The 21,588-nt window shown below is 47.9% G+C and carries 11 protein-coding genes; 1 reads left to right on the forward strand and 10 read right to left on the reverse strand.

Annotated features, from left to right (window positions below):
• Window positions 1–207 precede the first annotated feature (207 nt).
• Window positions 208–678 (forward strand): hypothetical protein, encoded by a 471-nt coding sequence (locus ACOMHB_RS05630; RefSeq protein WP_448215817.1) that lies wholly within the window; start codon window positions 208–210, stop codon window positions 676–678.
• Between the two features lie 117 nt (window positions 679–795).
• Here the strand turns inward: ACOMHB_RS05630 and ACOMHB_RS05635 are convergent, their stop codons facing one another.
• The 10 genes from ACOMHB_RS05635 to ACOMHB_RS05680 all read right to left on the reverse strand — a co-directional run bounded on the left by ACOMHB_RS05635 (window position 796) and on the right by ACOMHB_RS05680 (window position 21,463).
• Window positions 796–2,448, reverse strand: a complete 1,653-nt coding sequence (locus ACOMHB_RS05635) for a hypothetical protein (RefSeq protein WP_448215818.1) — start codon at window positions 2,446–2,448, stop codon at window positions 796–798.
• A gap of 141 nt (window positions 2,449–2,589) precedes the next feature.
• Complete coding sequence (locus ACOMHB_RS05640; RefSeq protein WP_448218589.1) at window positions 2,590–3,675, reverse strand: IS630 family transposase; 1,086 nt, start codon at window positions 3,673–3,675, stop codon at window positions 2,590–2,592.
• A gap of 168 nt (window positions 3,676–3,843) precedes the next feature.
• Window positions 3,844–6,249, reverse strand: coding sequence for a hypothetical protein (locus ACOMHB_RS05645; RefSeq protein ID WP_448215819.1), 2,406 nt, complete (start codon window positions 6,247–6,249; stop codon window positions 3,844–3,846).
• A 196-nt stretch (window positions 6,250–6,445) separates the two neighbouring features.
• On the reverse strand, window positions 6,446–8,032 hold the full coding sequence (locus ACOMHB_RS05650; protein WP_448215820.1) for a hypothetical protein: 1,587 nt from the start codon (window positions 8,030–8,032) through the stop codon (window positions 6,446–6,448).
• Window positions 8,033–8,637: 605 nt separating this feature from the next.
• Complete coding sequence (locus ACOMHB_RS05655) at window positions 8,638–10,926, reverse strand: hypothetical protein (RefSeq protein WP_448215821.1); 2,289 nt, start codon at window positions 10,924–10,926, stop codon at window positions 8,638–8,640.
• Window positions 10,927–11,058: 132 nt separating this feature from the next.
• On the reverse strand, window positions 11,059–12,414 hold the full coding sequence (locus tag ACOMHB_RS05660; protein WP_448215822.1) for a hypothetical protein: 1,356 nt from the start codon (window positions 12,412–12,414) through the stop codon (window positions 11,059–11,061).
• A 269-nt stretch (window positions 12,415–12,683) separates the two neighbouring features.
• On the reverse strand, window positions 12,684–14,681 hold the full coding sequence (locus ACOMHB_RS05665; protein WP_448215823.1) for a hypothetical protein: 1,998 nt from the start codon (window positions 14,679–14,681) through the stop codon (window positions 12,684–12,686).
• Between the two features lie 141 nt (window positions 14,682–14,822).
• Entirely contained in the window at window positions 14,823–16,850 is a 2,028-nt protein-coding gene (locus ACOMHB_RS05670; protein ID WP_448215824.1) for a hypothetical protein, read from the reverse strand.
• Between the two features lie 208 nt (window positions 16,851–17,058).
• A complete protein-coding gene (locus ACOMHB_RS05675; RefSeq protein WP_448215825.1) occupies window positions 17,059–19,206 on the reverse strand; it encodes a hypothetical protein in 2,148 nt (715 codons plus the stop codon).
• A 172-nt stretch (window positions 19,207–19,378) separates the two neighbouring features.
• Window positions 19,379–21,463 carry a hypothetical protein gene (locus ACOMHB_RS05680; protein WP_448215826.1) on the reverse strand — a complete coding sequence of 695 codons (2,085 nt, stop codon included), beginning with the start codon at window positions 21,461–21,463 and terminating at the stop codon, window positions 19,379–19,381.
• Between the last annotated feature and the right edge of the window lie 125 nt (window positions 21,464–21,588).

A 21,588-nucleotide genomic window follows, 5' to 3' on the forward strand; every position in this document is an offset into this window, starting at 1 on the left:
CTGGCCATCCCTGCCACTTAAATCCCAACTATGTACGGTGTAATGCTTACAGCCTGAGTTGCCAGACTTCAGTAGTTTATCTCTTATTGCATCGCCTCTTTAAGGTAAAGTTTTAGAGCCGATAAGCTGGGAAATACTACCGGTTATCCAATGGGGCTGAATGAGTTCTGTAGACCCACACTGTCTGAGGAAATAGGGAGCGAAGATATGGATGGAAAAGGTAAACTCCGGCCTCTGCGAACAGACCCTTCACCCCTGAGGGAAAACGATCCATCAGATAATAAAAATAAGGCTCAGGCAGACCATCAAACCGACTCTGTGACAAAATCGATCAAGAGCCCTTCCCGGGAAAGAGGCTTAAGGTCTGACAGTCACTACGGCTCATACCCTGAAGGTACAAGCCTCCGGGAGCGAGAAATCACTGCTGAAATAGTGAAAATCCAGCCGGTGCCAGACAAGGTAGATGCCAGAAGCCCCTACCAGACCGACCAACTGCTATTTGATAATGCTCTGTCCACTACGAGTAGAATGTTAATTCGCTACCACGCCCATCACTCACGAAACACACTTCCTTTCTGGATTCAATTTAATCGATACCCTGTTCGGCAATTTCGGGCCTATCAGCTAGAAAATGGATCAGTCGGGAAAGAAACCCAGCAAAGCATCATACTTTGCTAAGGGAAGGGCTTTACTGGATTTGAATTTTGGCTTTTACGACATCCTCGACAAGGCGGGGAGTGTCACAAATAAAAGGCTGCAAAACGTAAAACCTGATGAAAGGCAGGAGACGGGTCGTTACTTACTCACTTTACCTTCTTTATGACCGAGGCCATCGTCCAGGCCCCGATCAGCAGGTTTGTGTTTACGATGTATTCTTTTGTGATCTGACAGTGCTTTAGCGTTCTTGCAGAGCTTTGCACATAGCCGCGGCTGACCATTCAACCCGACCACGGTTAAGTTACAGGTTTGTTGGCCTGTGTGTTCTTTTCTTTTGTGATGCGACAGAGCTGAAGCATCTTTGAAGACCTTCCCGCATGGTCGCCGCTGACCATTTGCCCCGACTACTGTTATGTTGCAGATTCGTTGCCTGCCGTGTTGTCTTCTTTTGTGATCCGTCAGGGCTTTAGCACTCTTGCTAACTGCCCCACAGGGCTGCGGCTGGCCATCCTGGCCGAAGACAGCTACGTCACAGGTTTGTTGCCTGCTGTGGTGCCTTCTTTTGTGATCGTTCAGGGCTTGGGCATTGTTGCAGACCGTCCCGCATGGCCTCTGCTGACCATCCTGCCGGATCACTGATACGTCGCAGGTTTGTTGTTCTGTGTGTTCTTTTCTCTTGTGATAATCTAAGGCTCGAGCATTTTTCCAGACCGTCCAACATGGCCGATGCTGACCATCCTCCGCGACCACTTTTAAATGACAGGTTTGTTGCCCTCTGTGGAGGCCACTTTTGTGAGACGAAAGGGTTTTAACACTCTTGCAAACTGTCCCGCAGGGCTGAGGCTGACCATCCTGGCCGACGACAGTTACGTCACAGATTCGTTGCCCACTGCTGTTTTTGCTTTGTACTTTGTCTGTCCGGAAAAGATGAGGTGGGCTTTGACTCTTACCCAGATTGAGTAGCCCGCTGATTATAATCAAATCATCAGAGGTGGCAGACACAATCCCGGGCAATTGCATATCGCCTGGCTGATGAGTTCGGGGCTGAGAATCTCTAGCGGTTACAGAATCAAAATCAGTGATGCAACCGGCTGATGCTTCTGTGTCGTCTGTCGAATTTTTTTCAGAATTCAGCGTCGATTCAGAGGGCCCGCTGCTATCCGATGCTGGTCGTAATTGACAAACGCCGTGACAAGAGTTGACGAAACAGTTTAAACCTAAAGTGTGTGAGTCTTGTTTGGGGTCTTCGTTACCATTGCCAGAGTCAGAACACAGAAGATGAGTGAAATAGCCCGTGGGGTTGTTAGTGGCTTGTGGGGCTTGTTGGCCTGTTGATTCTGGTGATGGGTATTGTGGTGAGTTATGTCCGAAGCCGAACATTGTGGTGATGATCGCAAATGGCTGATCCTCCTGTGTCAAAAGAGATGCCGATTGTAGTTCAATCGGTTTAAACACGGGTGAATCGGGGCTCCAGTAGTTTATTAAAACCCAGCTGACAATCACTTCAAAAGGTAACCATGAATAATCATTGGAATTTAAGGGCGTGTCTTTGATGGTCAGGATCAGTTCGTAAGCAATCAACAGATTCGTGGCGTAGAGTCTTTGCCATGAAATCGACTCAATGAGGGGTGTTTTTACCCCATAATTGCAGGGTTTATGATTATGCAGAAAGTTTGGTCCTGCATAGCCGTTTTTTTCGATAATTTCTGACGGGTTGCCCGAAAATGTACGACGGTCATCCTTTATAAAGAAGTTTTGCTTTTTAAACCCTGTACTCTGCTCAAGGTCCACAGTAAAACGACCTGTCCAAGGTTCGGCCTGAGATGGCACAGACAATGGCAGCAGCAGAAACAGCAGTACAGTGAAGAGTAAGTGTCTAATAATTCTATCCTTGCATTCTGGTTTACAGAGAGGAAGGATAGATCAAGACAACTAGTGTAGTGCGTCGTTCTTTTTGCAACTTAACCGGCGATTAGCCCGAACGACTTTTTCTAAGATATCATTTGCCTTAGCAGTCCAGATAAACGGCTTTGGATTTTGATTATGCTTTTCAATATATTCATCAATCGCACTGACTAGCTGTGGCACACTGACAAACACACCACGGCGTAAACGCTGACTCGTGAGATCCCGAAAAAATCTCTCAACCATGTTTAACCATGATGCTGACGTTGGCGTAAAGTGCATATGAAAACGAGGATGTTTTTCCAGCCATTCTCGCACCTTCGGGTGTTTGTGAGTCGCATAGTTGTCGCAAATCAGGTGCAGCTCTTTGTCTTTTGCCGTTTCCCTATTTATCTGTTTAAGAAACTTCAACCATTCCACATGGGTATGACGCTGCTGGCACTGACCGATGACAGCACCATCAAGTACATTCAGTGCTGCAAAGAGAGTGGTTGTACCATGTCGTTTATAATCATGAGTCATTGTTGCGGCACGCCCTTTCTTCAACGGTAAGCCAGGCTGTGTTCGATCGAGTGCCTGAACCTGACTTTTTTCATCACAGCACAGCACCAACGCATGTTCAGGAGGAGACAGATAGAGTCCGACAATATCTTCAAGCTTCTCCACAAATTTCGGGTCTCGGGACACCTTGAATGTCTTTTCCAGGTGAGGCTTGAGGCCATATGCATGCCATATCCGGCGAACACTTCTCTCACTGATACCGCTAACAGCAGCCATAGTTCGGGTGCTCCAGTGAGTGGCATTTTCCGGAAGGGTGTTTGTGGTCAGACTCACAATCTCAGCAGCATCAATCTTCTTTTTACGGCCACTGCGAGCTCGATCCTGTTCAATCCCGGAGAAGCCTTCCTGAGCATATCGGTCACGCCAGCGGCTGACCTGATGACGACCGATCTTCAGTATTTGCGCAATCTCAAGATTGCTTTTTCCTTCTGCAGAGAGAAGAACAATCTGGGCACGGCGGGCCAAGCGAAGAGGGCAAGTATTTGATGAAGTAATCTTTCTGAGTCGTATTTCTTCAGAAGCATCAAGTATTATCTCTGTGGCAACTCGCATAGTAAAAACAGGCAGTGGTTGGAATAACATCCATAGTAGACCGTTAGGAGTCTTTATGTACTGTTAATTAGGTCGCACTACACTAGCGTGTTTTTCTATCAAAAACCTTCTGTCAGAAACTAGAGGCTGAACTGGACAAATCTTCATGAAAGGGTTGGGGTCAGATGGTTACTTACTCACTTTACCTTCTTGGAGACTGAGGTCATCGTGCAGATCCTCATCAGCAGGTTTGCGTTTTCGATGTATTCTTTTGTGATTCGCCAGAGCTTTAGAATTCTTAAAGAGCTTTCCGCATGGCTGCTGCTGACCATGCTCGCCGACCACGGTTTTGTCGCAGGTTTGTTGCCCTGTGTGGTTTCTTTTTTTGTGTTTCGCCAGAGCTTCAGCATTCTTACAGAGCTTTTCGCATGGCCGCTGCTGACCATGCTCGCCGACCACGGTTTTGTCGCAGGTTTGTTGCCTGCCGTGATATCTTCTTCTGTGTTCTGAAAGAGCTCTGGCAGTCTTGAAGAGCTTCCCGCATAGCTGCGGCTGTCCATCCTCGATCACTGTTAAGTGACAGGTCTTTTGTGTCCTGTGCATACTGCTTTTGTGAGACGACAGGGCTCTGGCATTCTTGCAGACTGATCCGCAAGGTCGAAGCTGGCCATCCTGCCCGACCAAGGTTACTTCACAGATTTTTTGCCCGCTGTGGTGTCTTCGTTTGTGATCGCAGAGTGCTTGAGCATTGTTGAGAACCGTACCGCATCGCCACTGCTGGCCATTATTCCCGACCACGGTCAGGTCACAGGTTTGTTGTCCAGTGTGGACTATTCTTTTGTGAGTTGAGAGAGCTTGAACGCTCTTGCAGATCTTCCCGCATGGCTGTTGCTGGCCACTTTCTGCGACCACGGTCATGCTACAGGTTTGTTGCCCTGTGTGTTCTTTTCTTCTGTGATACTTCAGAGCTCGAGCATTTTTACAGACTTTCCCGCATGGTCGCTGCTGACCATCCTCTCCGACCACTGTGAGTTGACAGGCTCGTTGCCCCATATGCATAGTGCTTTTGTGAGCCGACAGGGTTGCAGCATTCTTGCAGATTACTCCGCAGGGCTTCAGCTGGCCATCCTGCCCGACGACGTTTAAGTCACAGGTTTGTCTTCTGCTGTGGTATCTTTTTTTGTGATCCGCCAGGGCTTGAGCTTCGTTACAGATTGTCCCGCATGGCCGTTGTTGGCCATCCTGCCCGAAGACGATTTTGTTACAGGTTCTTAGTACGTTGTGGCTTTTTCTTTTGTGTGCTATCAGGGCTTGAGTGTTCATACAGATCTTCCCGCATGGTCGATCCTGATCGTCCTCCCCGATCACCATCATGTCACAGGCTTTTTGCCCGCTGTGGTATCTGCTTTTGTGAGACGACAGGGAATTAGCATTCATGCAAGCCTTCCCGCACGGACGCTGTTGGCCATTCTCCCCGACTATGGTCACGTCACAGGTTCGTTGCTTGCTGTGATCTCTGGCTTGTTTTGTGCCTGTTTGGGAAAGGCGAGTTCGGCTCAGTTGGGATGATCCTCTTGTTTGTTGTGTTTCTGAAGTCGCCATTGGAGAGGGCAAATGCTTAATCGTAAAAGAAGTGATGGTTTCTGCGGGGGGGCGGTGCCTGCGTAGATTGAGTAACCCGTTGATTATGATCAAGTCATCAGCAGTGGCAGACAGATTTCCGGGCATTCCTGCGTCATCAGGTTGATGAGTCTCAGGCTGAAAGGGTTGCCATGAAGCAAAACCACTTACGCAGCTCAAGCAGTGTCCATCCGTCAAATGAGGGTGTGAGCTTTGCCCGGGTGCTGTTTTTGTGGGGTCTGTCGAATTTTCTCTGGAATTCAGCGGCCATTCATTAGGTTCTGTGCTATCGGTTGATGTTCGCAATCGACAAAAGCCACGACAGGGATGAACGAAACAATTTAAACCTAAAGTGTGTGAATCTTGTTCAGGGTCTTCGTTACCATTGCCAGAATCAGAGTACACTGGATGGGTAGAATAGCCTGAAGGATGGGTCGTGGCTTTTGGGGCTTGTTGGCCGGATGGTTCTGATGACGGGTATTGTGGAGGGTTATGTCCGGAGCCAAACATTGTAGTGATGGTCACAAACGGCTTATCTCCCTGCCTCAGCATAGATGCCGACTGTAGTTCAATCAGTTTAAACAATGGTGAATCAGGGGTCCAATAGCTTCCTAGAAGCCAGCCAACAATCACTTTTAAAGGTAACCATAAATAAGGATTGTAACTTAAGGGCTTGTCTTTGATGGTAGGGATCAGTTCGTAAGCAAGCGCCAGATTCGTGGCATAGAGCCATTGCCATGAAAACGACTCAATGGTAGTGATTTTTACCCCGTAAACGCAGGGATTATGTCGATTATCATCAGGTGGAAAATCTGATCCTGAGTAGGCCTTTGCTTCGCTAATGTCTGACGGGTTTTCCGAAAACCTACGGCGGCCACTTTTCATGACAAAGTTTTTCTGTTGAGATCCTGCACCCTGCTCATGGTCGATTTTTAGATGCCCTGTCGAGGGTTCTGCCTGACAGAGGACAGACAATGGCACTAGCAGGCAAAGCAGTGCAGAAAAGAGTGAGTGTTGAATAATTCTATCCTTGCGTTCTGGTTTACAGAGAGGAAGGATAGATCAAGAAAATCAGCGTGTTTTTCTATTAAAAAACTTCTGCCAGAAACCAGGAGGCTATAGCTGTACAGGGCAAGCCTCACGAAAGGGTTGCAGTCAGACGGTTACTTACTCACTTTGCCGCCTTGCTGAGGTCGTTGTCCGGGTCCCTGTTAGCAGGTCTGCGTTTTCGATGTATTCTTTTGTGATCCGACAGCGCTTTAGCAGTCTTACAGAGCTTTCCGCATGGTCGCTGTTGGCCATCCTTCCCGACCACGGTCAAGTGACAGGCATGTTGCCCCGTGTGTTCTTTTCTTTTGTGATACATCAGGGCTCGAGCATTTCTGCAGACCTTCCCGCATGGCTGCTGCTGACCATCCTCCCCGACTTCTGTGAAGTGACAGGTTTGTTGCACCCTGTGGATGCCACTTTTGTGACACGACAGGTTTTTAGCATTCTTGCAAACTACCCCGCACGGTCGCAGTTGGCCATCCGGCCCGACCAGGGTAACGTCACAGGTTTGTTGCCCGCTGTGGTCTTTCCTTTTGTGATCCGACAGGTTTTTAGCATGCTTGCAAACTTTTCCGCAAGGTTGCGGCTGGCCATCCTGCCCGTCCACGATGACGTCACAGGTTTTTTGTCCGCGGTGGATGTTGCTTTTGTGAGATGACAGGGCTTGAGCATTCTTGCAAACTTCTCCGCAAGGCTGCAGCTGGCCATCCTGCCCGACCATGGTTACGTCACAGAATTGTTCTCCGGTGTGGCTTTTTCTTTTGTGAGCTGACAGGGCTTGGGCGTTTGTGCAGATCTTCCCGCATGATCGCTGCTGACCATCCTCCCCGAGCACTGTTAAGTGACAGGTTTGTTGCACCCTGTGGATGCCACTTTTGTGAGACGACAGGGCTCTGGCATTCTTGCAGACTGAACCACAAAGCTGCGGTTGGCCATCCTGCCCAATGGTGGTTAAGCCACACGTTTGTTGCCCGCTGCGGTCTGAGGTCTGCTTCGTGGCTGTGCGGGAGAGAGGCAGGTTCTGACCCGGTTGGGATGATCCTGTTGTTTGTTGTATTTCTGAAGTCCCTATTGGAGTGGAAGAATTGTTGATGGTCAGTGAGTTTCTGGCATCTTCGAGAGGAGGCTGCTTACTTAGATTGAGTAACCCGTCGATTATAATCATGTCAGCAGAGGTGGCAGGTAAATTCTCAGGCATTCCCGCTTCATCAGGCTGAAAGGGTTGGCAGGAAGCCTGTTGGTACTGACTAGGAGAGAGATCATTCAATGTATCGACAGGCGGGATTTGTCTCGAATCTGTAGCCTTTAAAGAATCAAAATCACTTTTGCAACTCAAGCAGTGACTGTTTGAAAAATGAGGGCGTGAGCTTTGTCCGGGTGCTGCTTCTATGTGGTCTGTCGATTTTTTTTCGGAATTCAGGGGGCATTCAGCGGGCTCACTGCTATGGAACGCTGGTCGGAATCGACAAACTCCATGGCAGGGATGAATGAAACAATTTAAACCTAAAGTGTGTGAGTTTTGTTCAGGATCTTCGTTACCGTTGCCTGAGTCAGAATACAGACGATGAGTGAAATAGCCTGTAGGGTTGTTAGTAGCTTGTGGGGCTTGCTGGCCAGTTGCTTCTGATGACGGGTATTGTGGAGGGTTATGTGCGGAGCCATACATTGTAGTGATGGTCGCAAATGGTTGATTCCTCTGTTTCAACATGGATGTCGCCTGCTGTTCAATCGGGTTATACAGCTGTAAATCAGGTTTCCAAGAGCTTTTTAAAAGCCAGCCGAAAATCACTTCTGCGGGTAGCCACGAGTAAGGATTGGAATTTAAGGGCGTGTCTTTGATGGTCAGGATCAGTTCGTAAGCAATTACCAGATTCGCGGCGTTGAACCATTGCCATGAAATCGGTTCAATAATGGTTGTTTTTACCCCGTAATTGCAGGCGTTATGTTGTTTATCGTCAGGCGGTGAGTCTGATCTTGTATAGACATTTGTTTTGGTGATTTCTGACGGGGTGCCCGACGATATATTGGGTTCAGGATGTATAAAAAAGTTTTGCTTTTGAGATCCTGTACTCTGTTCAAGATCGACAGTAAAACATCTTGTCCACGGTTCTTCCTGACAGACGACAGAAAACGTAAGTGGCAGAAAAAGCAGCGAAGTAATGAGTAAGTGTTTAATAATTCTATCCTTGAGTTCTGGTTTACAGAGAGGAAGGATAGATCAAGACAATTCGCGTGTTTTTCTATTCAAAAACTTCTGTCAGAAACTAAAGGTTTTACAGGGCAAAACTTCACGAAAAGATTGGAGTCAGATGGTTACTTACTCACTTTACCTTCTTGATGACTGAGTTCATTGTCCAGGTTCCCGTCAGCAGGTTTGCGTTTTCGATGCATTCTTTTGTGATCCGACAGCGCTTGAGCATCCTTGAAAACCTTTCCGCATGGTCGCTGCTTACCATCCTCCCCAATCACTGTCAAGTGACAGGTCCGTTGCTGTCTGTGAAACCTGGTTTTGTGAGCTGACAGGGTTCTGGCGTTCTTACAGACTCGCCCGCAAGGCCGTAGCTGGCGATTCTTACCGACGACGGTTTCGTTACAGGTTTGCCGCCCGGTGTGGTGTCTTCTTTTGTGATCCACCAAGGCCTGAGCATTTTTGCAGACCTTCCCGCATGGCTGCGGCTGCTCATTCTCCCCGGCCACAGTTAAGTTACAGATAAGTTTTTCTGTGTGGCATGCTTTCTTGTGATTCAAGAGGGCTTGAAAATTGTTGCAGGTCTTCCCGCACGGCAGTTGCTGGCCAGCTTCCCCAACCACAGTCACGTCACAGGTTTGTGGTCCTGTATGTTCTTTTCTTTTGTGATACGACAGCGTTTTAGCATTGCCAAAGGCTTTTCTGCATGGCAGCTGCTGACCATCCTCTGTGAACACCATCATATCGCAGGCTTTTTTCCTGCCGTGTTCTTTTCCTTTGTGATACAACAGAGTTTGAGCATTTTTGTAAACCTTTTTGCATGGCCGCTGCTGACCATCCTCCCCTAACACTATAAAGTCACAGGTTTTTTTCCCGCTGTGGTATCTGCGCTTGTGTCCTGCCAGAGCTTTAGCTGTCCTGCAGAGCTCCCCGCATGGCTCCGGCTGGCCATTCCTGATCACTGTTGTGCGACAGATTTGTTGCACCCTGTGGATGCCGCTTTTGTGAGACGACAGGGCTTTAACATTCTTACAGACTGCCCCACAAGGGCGCTTCTGGCCATCCTGCCCGACTACGGTTACGCCACAGGTTTGTTGCCCGGTGTGGTATCTTCTTTTGTGATCGGTGAGGGCTTGAGCATTTTTGCAGACAATCCCGCATGGTCGCTGCTGGTTATTCTCCCCGACCACAGTTAAGTCACAGGTATGTTGTCCTGTATGGCTAAACCTTTTGTGAGCTGACAAGGCTTGAGTGCCCTTGAAGATTTTCCCGCTGGGTTGCTGTTGGCCATTCTTCTCGTCTATGGTCACGTCACAGCTTCGTTGCTGAGTGTGGTCTGTGCTCTGTGCTGTGCCTGTCTTGGAAAAGCGAGGTGGGCTCTGACTCAATTGAGATGATTCTGTTGTTTGTTGTGTTTCTGATGTCTCCAATGGAGAGGGCAAATGAGTGAGTGCAGAGGACGTTGAGGTTTCTTCGAGAGAACTACTTTTACGTAGATTGAGTAACCCGGTGATTATAATCACATCATCGGTAGTGGCTGGTGCCACCTGGGACATTGGTTCATCATCAGGCTGATGAGCCTGAGACTGAAAGGTTTGGCTTTGACTTATGGAATTTAAGCAGTGTCCTTCCAGTAAATGAGGGTGTGAGCTTTGTCCGGGTGCTGCTTCTGTGTAGTTTGTCGAATTTTCTTCGGAATTCAGCATCCATTCAACGGGCCAGCTGTTATCGGATGCTGGTTGGAATTGACAAACGCCATGACAGGGATGGAGGAAACAATTTAAACCTAAAGTGTGTGAGTTTTGTTCAGGGCCATCATTACCGTCGCCAGAGTCAGAATACAGAAGATGAGTTGAATAGCCTGTAGGTATGTTATTGGCTTGTGGGGCTTGTTGGACGGATGATTCTGATGACGGGTGTTGTGACGATTTATGTCCGGAGCCAAACATTGTAGTGATGGGCGCAAATGGCTGACCCCCGTGTCTCAATATAGATGCTGCTTGTTGGTCAATCGGGTTAAACAGCAGTAAATCGGGTTTCCAGTAGCTTTTTAACAGCCAGCCGACAATCACTTCTACAGGTAACCATGAATAAGGATTGGAATTTAAGGGCATGTCTTTGATAGTCAGGATCAGTTTATAAGCAATCAGCAGATTAGAAGCGAAGAGCCATTGCCATGAAATCGATTCAATGGTAGTGGCTTTTACTTCGTAATCGATGTGTTTATGTCGTTTATAATCAGGCGAAAAATATGATCCTTCATGGACGTTTATTTCGGTGCTGCCTGACGGGATGCCCGACAAAGTACGGCGATCACTCTCTATAAAAAAGTTTTGCTTTTGAGAGCCTTTACTCTGCTCAAATTTGACAGTAAAACGCACTGTCCATGGCTCGGCCTGACAGACCAAAGACAACGGTAGCAAAAGCAGTGCAGTGAAGAGTAAGTGTTGAATAATTCTATCCTTGCATTCTGGTTTACAGAGAGGAAGGATAGATCAAGAAATAAGTATGTATCTGTGCTTCCCTTATGAGTTTTGGGTGTCAGATCAAAGACTGAAGCTATCGACTTGTCTTAGATCATCAAGCTTGCGTTTACGATGCTTTCTTTTGTGCTTCCTCAGGGCTTTACTATTATTGCAGATCTTTTCGCATGGCCCTTCCAGGCCATCCTCCCTGATCACGGTATAGCCACAGATTTTTTGTCTGGAGTAGTCTTTTTTTATTTTCTGATCCGACAGGGTTTGGCCATCATTTCCGACTATGGCCATGTCACAGGCTTTTTGCCTTTGGTATTTTCTTCTGTGATCCAACAGGGCTGACTGACAAGTCGAAGTTAATTCCCGGGGAGCGTAATCATTCCTGAGCATTGATGCGTCATCATTGAGTGTTCCGCCTGTGTCATCTTTAAAGCCAGCCTCGGCACTCATTGGGTCTATAAAGTTGAAGTTGGCTGGGTCGTTATCAATGTCATAGGCCTTTATATCAAACATATTTCCAGAGTCGTATGGATGTTCAATGTCAAAAAGATCACAGGATGTTTCTACAGGTGAGTTTTTTCGGGAATCTTTGTCGTTTACAGGATCAAGATAGCCGATACAGCCTAAGTAGGATTCATAGGGCAGATCAGGACATGAGCTCTGTCTGGTAGATGCTTCTGCCTGACCTGTCTCCAGGGAATTCTGCAAACTTTCATCAGACCCTCTGTTATCGGATAGTGATCGGAATTGACAAACGCCATGACAAGGATCGACGAAACAATTTAAACTCAGCGTATGACGGTGTTGTTGAGGGTCTCCGTTACCTTTGCCTGAGTTAGAATGTAAGGTATGAGAGAAATAGCTTACTGATTGGCTGGTGGCTTGAGGGGGCCGCTGGCTGGAAGATTGTGATGGCTGGTAGTTTGATGGTTTATATCCGGAGTTTAACATCATAACAGTAATCGCAGGCAGGTGGTTCTGACTCGCCTGTTGTGCGATCAGATCAGGTTGTTGTATTCGGTTAAAGAGCGGTGAATCAGCCCTCCAATAGCTATTTAAAAGCCAGCCGACTGTGACAATTATTTCGGCAGGTAACTTTGAATAAAGGGCTAAGCTTAGTGGGTCGTCTCTGGCAATCAGGGTCACTTCGTTAGCAACCAGCAGCTGAGTAGCGCAAAGCAAATGCCAGGAAATTGACTCAATGATGCTTTTGTTTAATTTATAAATAAACGATATATGTCGTGAACTATAGAGCGGTGAATCCGATCCTGAATAGTCGTTTATGTCGGTAGTGACATACGGCTTGCCCGACAATGTGTTCAGGTTATGCTTCATAGAAAAGCCCTGGTTTGGAAAACCTGAATTTTGTTCAGGTTCGACAGTAAAGCGTCCTGTCCAGTGTTTGTCCTGACAGGCGAAAGACATCGAAATTAGCAGCAACAGCGGTGCCGCAAAGAGTGAGCCTTTAATAATTCTGTCCTTGGATTCCTGAATACAGAGAGGAAGGATAGATCAAGAACATAAGCGTGTTTGTTGTGTCTTTAGTGGTCAGGATCAGTTCGTAAGCGATCAACGGGTATGTGGTGTAAAACCATTGCCACGACATCGAATCAATCAGAGGCGACAGGTAACGACAGCAGCAAAAGTGACGCCATAAAGCATGGGTGCTTAATCATTCTATCTTGCATTCTGATTTAGTCATCGTCCTGGTTCGCATCAACAGGCTTGCGTTTTCGATGTTTTCTTTTGTGGTCCGACAGGGTTTCAGCAGGGCGGCGGACCCTCCCGCGTGGCCGCTGCCGGTCATTATTCCGGACCACTATCTCACCCAAGGCTTTTGGCCTGGTGTGGTATTTGCTTTTGTGAGATGACAGGGCATGAGCATTCTTACAGGCCTTCCCGCATGGCTGCTGTTGGCCATCTTCCCCGACTATGGTCACGTCACAGATTTGTTGCCCAGTGTGGATTAAACTTTTGTGATAGGACAGGATCTGAGTATTCTTGCAGACCAACCCGCATGGCTGCGGCTGGCCATCCTCCCCGACCAGTATTCCATCACAGGTTTGTTGTCCGCTGTGCACGTCTCTTCTGTGATTAGAAATGGTTAAAAAATTTTTGCAGATCGTCCCGCATGGTCGCGGTTGACCATCTTCCCCGACTATTTTCAAGTCACAGGTTTTTCGACCACTGTGGAAGTTTCTTTTGTGATCCGAGAAGCTTTTGGTACTCTTGCATACTGTTCCACATGGCTGCAGCAGGCCATCCTCACCAACCACTGTTGCAGCACAGGTTTTTTGTCCGCTGTGGGCATTGCTTTTGTGATTGTACAGGGATGAAAGATTTTTGCAGATCTTACCGCACGGCCGCTGCTGACTATCCTTTCCGGCCACTGTTGCATTACAGGTTTCTTGCCCGCTGTGGTGCATTCTTCTGTGAAGCGACAAGGCCTGAGCATTCTTGCAGACCTTCCCGCATGGCCAGAGTTGGCCATCCTTTCCAATGACTGTTGCGTTGCAGGCTTTCTGTCCGCTGTGGGCTGTGGCTTGATTTGACCCCGTCCGGGAAAGACGAGGCAGATTCTGATCCAATTGGGATGATCTTGGTTGCGTTTCTGAATGTTTAGGCGTAATAAAAAAACCGTCTTCTTGAATAGGAGGCTGTAGATCGGATGCTTTTTTAATGGCCGCAAAACCATGGGTGGTAGTAGGAAAACTCGCGAGTACTGGTGCATCATCATTGAGTGAACCCGCAGCGCCGGTCGTATCGGCGACCCCGTCTAGGGCGACCCCGTCCAGGGCGATCCCGTCTAAGGCGACCCCGTCAATAAAGTTGTCATCAAATAGTCGGTCAGAATCAAAAGGAAGTTGAACATCAGAAAGATCATTCGAAGCTCCAAGGAACAATTTTTCTTGTGAATCTGCCGTGTATAAAAAATCAAAATGACTTACACAATTTAAGCAGTGTCCAATAACTAAGTGGGGACATGAGCTTGCTACGGAATTCGGCGACCATTCAGCGGGTTCTCTGCTATCTGATGATGGTTGCAATTGACAAACGCCATGACAGGGAGAGACGTAACAATTTAATTCCAAGGTATGTGAATGTTGTTGAGGGCCTCTGTTGCCGCCATAGTCATTATTCAGTTGGCTGATGAAAGAGGCTTTAGGGTGAGGGAGAGGCTTTGGGGCTTGCTGCCCGGATGACTTTGATGACTTTGATGACTGATATTGTTGCTGGTTATGATCAGAGCCAAACATCACAGTGATGGTAGCAAACGGGTGTGCTCCCACAGATGCTGCTTTTTGTTCAACTGGGCTAAACAGCGGAAAACCGGGGTTCCAATAGCTTTTCAAAAGCCACTCGGCAATGATAGCCACTTCTACAGGTAGCCATGAATAAGGAGTAGAGTAAGGTGTAACATCTCTGGTGGTCAGGGTTAGTTCATAAGCAAACAGCAGGTGAGTGGCGCGAAGCAACTGCCACGAAATCGACTCAACAAGGGGCGCTTTTGTTTCGTAACTGTTTTGTTTATGACGTTTGTTATCAAGCGATGAGCCGGACCTCGCACAGCCGTCGTTGTCGGCAATGTCTGATGGGTTGTCCGGCAATGCAGGTATGACAGGTTTTATAGAAAAGTTCTTTTTTAGAGAGCCTGAATCCTGTCCAGGCTCGACAAAAAAACGTCGTGTCAACGGCTCTTCCTGACAGGTGACAGATAACGAAAGTATCAGCAACAACACTGCTGAAAAGAATATATGCTTAACCATTCTATCCTTGCATTGTCTTTTACAGAGAGGAAGAATAGATCAACTCTTGAAAATGCGAGTGTCAGATCAGGGACTGAACTTGTCATTCTGTTTGACATCAACAGGCTTGCGTTTTTGATGTATCCTTTTGTGATCCGAAAGGGCGAGGGCACTCTTGCAGATCGTCCAGCACGGCCGCTGTTGACCATTTTGCCCGACCACGATCGCATCACAGAATTTTATCTCGCCGTGGTTTCTTCTTGTGTGAATTGATAGGGCGGGAGCACTCTTGCAGACTCTTCCGCATGGCTGATGTTGACCATCCTCCCCGACCACGATCACGTCACAGACTTGCTGTCCGGAGTGGAAGTTTCTTTTGTGATGTGACAAGACTTTGGGATTCTTACAGACCGTTTCGCATGGTCGCTGTTGACCGTCCTCACCGATCACCGTCGCATCACAGGTTCGAATAACACCGTGGACTCTGTCTTTGTGAGATGACAGACATAGATGGTTTTTACAGATCTTTCCGCATGGCTGTAGCCGACCATCCTCTGTGACCACCGTCACCTCGCAGGTTTGTTCCCCTCTGTGGACTCTGCTTTTATGGGTTGCCAGAGACTGAGCACTCCTAAAGACTTTCCCGCATGGCCGTTGCTGACCATCTCCCCTGACCATGGAGAAGACACAAGTCTTTGGCTCGCTGTGATGGCTTTTTTTGTGAGAATACATAGATTGAGCATTCTTGAAGACTTTCCCGCATGGCTGCAGCTGGCCGTCCTCTCTGACTACGGGCACGCCACAGGTTCGTTGCCCGCTGTGGAATGTGCTTTTATGAGTTGACAGGGCGCTGCTATTCTTGCAGGTCCTCCCGCACGACTGCGGCTGGCCATTTTGCCAAACTACGGTCACGTTGCAGGTTTTTGGTCCGTCGTGATATTTGCATTTGTGTTCAGGCAGATCCTGAGCCCTTTTGCAGACCTTTCCGCATGGCTTTTGCTGCCCATCTCTACCAACCACGGTCACGTCACAGGTTCGTTGCCTGGTGCGGTGTTTGCGTTTGTGACCCGAAAGGGGTCGTTGGAAATGTTTAATTTCATTCACTGGCTTTGACACATCATCATTGACTGGCCCTTTAGGGTCATTGGTGCAGGCGGTCCCTGCAACTGTTGACTCTCTGTAGTTGCAGATATTTGCAGGTGTTTCATTAATGTCATGAGCCTGAAGTAATTGGCCAGAAGTAGATTGGAGTTGAATGGCAGCGAGATTGTTCAATTTTCCTGACGGCGAGAGTTGCTGGGAGCTGGAAGGGTTTGTCGGGTCAAAATGAACTCTGCAACCAAGGCAGTGGCCATCAGCCAAATGAGAGCATGGGCTTTGTCCTGATATTGCTGTGAGGCTTGTCGAACTTTCTTCGAAGTTCGGCAAACATTCAGCGGGCTCTCTGACATCGGATGAGAGTCGGAATTGACAAATGCCATGACAGGGATAAATGTAGCAATTCAAGCCCAGGGTGTGCACGTTTTGTTGAGGGTCCCGGTCACCGCCTCCGGAGCCAGAATTCAAAGAGCCGATTAAAGAGCCTGTAAGTTGGGCAGTGTCATGTGGGACTTGCTGGGCGGAGGATTCTGATGGCTGATGGTGTGGTGACGCACGTCTGGAGCCAAACATCGCAGTGATGATTGCAAACGGGTGGTCCCCCGTTGTTGACATGGAGGCCACCCGTCGTTCAATGGCTTTAAACAGCAGTGAATCGGGACTGCAATAACTTTCTGAAAGCCAACTGATAACGACAACCAGGTCTAAAGGCAACCATGAATAGGGGAGTGAGTCCGGAGGGGCATCTTTGGTAGTCAGGATCAGTTCGTAAGCAACGAGAAGGTGAGTGGCGTAAAGCATAGGCAATAAAATCGATGTAACAAGGGGCGTTTTTATCCCGTAAACGTAAGGTCTGTGTCGTTTGCCATCAGGCGGTAAATCGGAACCTGTGCAGCCGTTGTTGTCGGCAGTGCCTGAAGCTTTGTCCGGTAATGTAGGACGGTCACATTTTATAGAAAAGTTCTGTTTTGGAGAATCGGCATCTTGCTCGAGCTCGACAATAAAACGTGGTGTCAATGGTTCGGCCTTAAAGGCGACAGACAAAGACAATAGCAGTATTAGTGGTGCCGCTAAGAGTGAGTGTTTAATAATCCTATCCTTGCATTCTGCTTTACAGAGATGAAGGATAGATCACCTTATGAGAAGGTGCGGGTGTCAGATTATGGACTGAAGCCGAAGTCTATGAAGCTATTTGCCAGGAGCCTGTCGGACTTGAGCATCCTCGCTACGGGCGCTGTCCTCTCTCAGCCTCCTGGTCAACATCAACAGGCTTGTGCTTTCGATGTACCCTTTTGTGATTGTTCAGGGCTTGAGCAGTGTTGCAGACCTTCCCGCATGGCTGCGGCTGACCATCCTCCCCGACTACGGTCACTTCACAGGTTTTTTGCCCTGTATGGTATTTGCTTTTGTGAGATGACATAGCCTTGGCACTCCTACAGGCCTTCCCGCATGGCTGCTGCAGGCCATTTTTTCCGACCACGGTCAGGTTACAGATTTGTTGTTCACAGTGATCTCTTCGATTGTGACTCATAAGGGTTCTGATATTACTGAAGACTTTTCCGCATGGTTGCTGCTGGCCATCCTCCCCAACCATGGTCACGTCACAGGTTTGTTGCACGCTGTGGTATTTTGTTTTGTGAGCCGACATGGCTTGAAGACTCTTGCAAACTCTTGCACATGGCTGCGACTGGCCACTCTTCACAACCACTGTTGCCCGACAGGCATATTCTTTGGCGTGGGCTCTTCTTTTGTGATCCCTCAGGGCAATGACATTATTGCAGACCTTCCCGCAGAGTCGCAGCTGGCCATCCTTCCCAAACACGCTTATGTCACAGCTTTGTTGTCCGGTGTGGTCTCTTTGTTTGTGTCTCGACAGGGTTTGAGCATTCTTGCAGACGGCCCCACATCGGCGCGACTGGCCATCCTTCGCGACCAGAATCTCGTTGCAGGTTTTTTGCCCGCTATGGTAACTGCTTTTGTGAGCCGACAGAGATTGAGCGTTCTTGAGGACGAGCCCACATGGCCGTGACTGGCCATCTTTTCCGATCAGAATCTTGGTGCAGGTTTTTTGCCCGGTATGGTAACTGTATCTGTGAGCCGATAGAGATTGAGCATTCTTGAAGATGGCCCCACATGGCCGCAACTGGCCATCTTTTCCCACTGTTGTTACGTCACAGGTTGGTTGTCTTCTGTCGTTTTTGGCATTTATTGCGCCTACCGGCGAAAGATGAGGTTGGTCATCATCCGGTTGGGATGATTCAGTAGTTGATCCAGGTATTTCTGAATAATCAGGCGTTGAGGAAAAAACGGACTCTCTGAGAAGATCATATAGATCGCTTGAGCCATTAATGTCCATTAAATGGTCAGCGGTGTAAGGCCAATTCCAGGGCATTGGCAATTCATCATTAAATGGTTCGGCAGCATTTGTTGTAGAAGCGATTCCATTTAAGGCGATCCCGTCTACAGAGTTGCCAGCAAATACTGGGTGTGAATTGAATAGGGGTTGTATATCAGAAAAATCATTCAGTATTTCAGGAAGCGGGTCTTCCCGGGAGTCTTCAGCAGTCTCCGGATGACAAAGATCTATGTAATCCAGGCAGTGTCCATTAGCCAGATGAGGTGAGCTTCCTCTGTAATCCAGTGGCTGTTCAGATAACTCGCAACTATCGAATGATGGTCGGAATCTGCAAACGTTATTACAGGGATAGACGTAGCAATTTAAATTCAGCGTGTGTTGGTGTTGTTCAGGGCCCTCGTCACCATTGTCAGAGTCAGGATACAGGAGGTTGCTGAAATAGCCTTTAGTGAAGGTGAGTTTTTCCCTGGTGTTTTGGCCGGATGATTCTGATGACTGGTATTGTGCTGAGTTCTTTCCAGAGTCAAGTGCTGAAGTGATGACCGCAAACAGACGATCCTCCCATGTCATAATAAATGACCAATGTCGTACAATAGGACTAAACAATGGTGAATCGGGATTCCAGTCACTTTTCAAAAGCCAACCGATAGCGACAACCAATTTTACAGGCAGGCATAAATATGGTTTGGAGATCATTAGGGTGTCTCTGGCAGTCAGGATCAGTTCACAGGCAACCAGCAGCTGGGTGGCATAAAGCCATTGCCACGAAATTGACACGGGAATGGTCGATTTTATTTCGAAACTGAGAAATATTTGTCGTTTATTCTCGGGTAGCGAAAAGGAGCCTGTACAGATGGTATTGCAGTCCGTGCCTGACAGGCTGCCCGGCAATGTATGACAGTCACACTTGGAAAAGCTCTGTATTGGAGAGTCTGAATTCTGTTCAAGCTTAACAGAAAAACGTTCTGTCGACGGTTCGGCCGGACAGAAGACAGACCGCAACAGAAGCAACAACACCTGTGCTGCGAAGAGTGTATGTTTAATAATTCTATCCTTGCCTTCTGGTTTAAAAAGCGAAGGATAGATCAAGAAAATAAGCGTGTTTTTCTGCTGAAGTTCTTCTGTTAAAAAAACTCTGTCAAAAGCCAAAGGTTGTAGGAGGCAAAACCTCATTAAATAGGGTTTCAGATCAAGGATTGGGGCTATCCTCCAGACCATCAAACTTGAGTTTTCCATGTGAACATTTGTGAATTGCCAGGGAAAGAACACTTTTGTAGACTTTTCCACATGGCCGTTGCTGGCCATCCTTGGCGACCACTATAAAGTTACAGGTCTTTTTCCTGGCGTGGCATCCTCTTATGTGTTCAAGCAGGGTCAGGGCACTCTTGCAGACCTTCCCGCACGGCCTGGGCTGACCATCCTCTGCGATCACTATTGTTTCACAGGTTTTTTGCTCGCTGTGATTTCTTCTTTTATGATCCGACAGGGCCCTGGCATTGCTGAGGATCTTCCCGCATGACTGCAGCTGGCCATCCTCCCTGACCACTCTGAAGTCACAAGTTTTTTGCCCGGTGTGTTTTCTTCTTTTATGATCGGAAAGAGCTTTAGCGCTCTTGCAAACCTTTCCGCATGGCTGCGGCTGGCCATCCTCTCCGGTTACGGTCGTGTTACAGGTTTGTTGCCGACTATGCCCTCTTCTTTCGTGATCCAACAGGGATTTATAAGACCTGCAGACCTTACCGCATGGTCGTTTCTGACCATCCTCCCTGACCACGGTCATGCTACAGGTTTGTTCTCCGGTGTGTTGGCTTATTTTGTGATACGACAGGGCTTTAATATTCCTAAAGACCATCCCACATGCTCGCTGCTTGCCATTCTTACCGACCACGGTCAGATAACAGATTTTTTGCCCCCTGTGGATTCTGTTTTTATGAGATGACAGATATTTAGCATTCGTGAAAACTTTTCCGCATGGCTGTGGCATATTATCCTGACCGATTACTGTCAAGTCACATATTTCCTGCCCGGTGCGGATGTTGCCTCTGTAATTCAACAGGTTGTATTGGCAATGTTCAGCCAATGACGTGGTGAACCAGTTAGTAACCGAAGCAGTGGCTCCTTCGAGAAGATTATTTGGGTCGAGTGACCTGCTAACGATTGCAAAACCGTCAGCGCCGGAAGACAAATTCCCTGCCATATCATCATGGAGTGGTGCGAGAGTCTTGGTTGCACAGATTGCTCCAGCAACCATTGACTCTGAGGTGACCTCGATTAAGGCGACTTCGTTTGTATAGTTGCTGCTATTGTCGGGCTTGCCACTAATGTCGTGGAGCAGTGGCTCTGATAGTGGGGCAGAATCGAATGGGAGTTGGATGTCAGGGAGATAGTTTGACGTGTAGAAAAGCGAGTTTTGTTCGGGATGTATAGCGTCTTCAGAATATGAATAGTCTATGCAACCAAGACAGTTTCCATCAGCTAAATGAGGGCATGAGCTTTGTCCTGGTATTGCTCCTGTTTGGCCTGCTGCACTCTCTTTGGAATTCATCATCCATTCAGCGGGCCATCTGCTATCGGATGGTAGTCGCAATCGACAAACACCGAGGCAGGGATAGACGAAACAATTAAAATCCAAAGTATGCAGCTGTTGGTCAGGACCTCCGTTATCGCCGCCATACTTGTTATTCAGTGGGGTGGTCGAATAGCCCGCAGGGTGGCTAGTGGCTTGCGGGGCATCCTGCCTCGATGATTCTAATGGTTGGCATTTTTGTTGGTCATGTCCGGAGCCAAACGTCATCATGGCTGAAAACGGCTGTCCCCACTGTGTCAACATAGAAGTCGACTGTAGTTCAATCGGGTTAAGCAGTGGTGAATCGGGGTGCCAATAGTTTTTTATAATCCAGATCGCCGCTATAGTCGCCTCTGCGGGTATCCATGAATAAGGTGTGGTGCTCAGGGGGGTGTTTTTAGTAGTCAGGATCAGTTTGTAGGTAGCCAGCAGCTCGTTGGCAGAAAGCAACTGCCAGAAAATCGACTCAATAAGTGTTGTTTTCAGACTGTAACTGTAGTTATTGTATCGTTTAATTTCGGGTGGCAGATCTGGTTCTGCATAGTGGTTTCTGACGGCAACATTTGAAGGTTCATTTGGTAATATATGCCAGACCTGTCCGATAGAAAAGCTCTCATTTGGAGAACCTGAATCTTGTACAAACTCGACAACGAGAGGTCCTGACCACGGGCCAGTCTGGCTGATGACGGGCAACGACAATAGCAGCAACAGCGTTGCCGCAAGGAGTGAGAGATTAATAATCCTATCCTTGCATCATGGTTTTTCAGAAAGGAAGAATAGATCAAGAAAATAAACGTGTTCATCTGTCAAAGTCTTTCCGTCAGAAAAACTCT

Source organism: Endozoicomonas sp. 2B-B (assembly GCF_053470045.1).

Excerpts from the sequence above, each read along its gene's own strand:
- ACOMHB_RS05650 (WP_448215820.1), bottom strand. The coding sequence starts at position 8,032 with ATGTTGAAACAGAGGAATCAACCATTTGCGACCATCACTACAATGTAT.
- ACOMHB_RS05640 (WP_448218589.1), bottom strand. The coding sequence starts at position 3,675 with ATGCGAGTTGCCACAGAGATAATACTTGATGCTTCTGAAGAAATACGA.
- ACOMHB_RS05630 (WP_448215817.1), top strand. The coding sequence starts at position 208 with ATGGATGGAAAAGGTAAACTCCGGCCTCTGCGAACAGACCCTTCACCC.
- ACOMHB_RS05660 (WP_448215822.1), bottom strand. The coding sequence starts at position 12,414 with ATGTCTTTCGCCTGTCAGGACAAACACTGGACAGGACGCTTTACTGTC.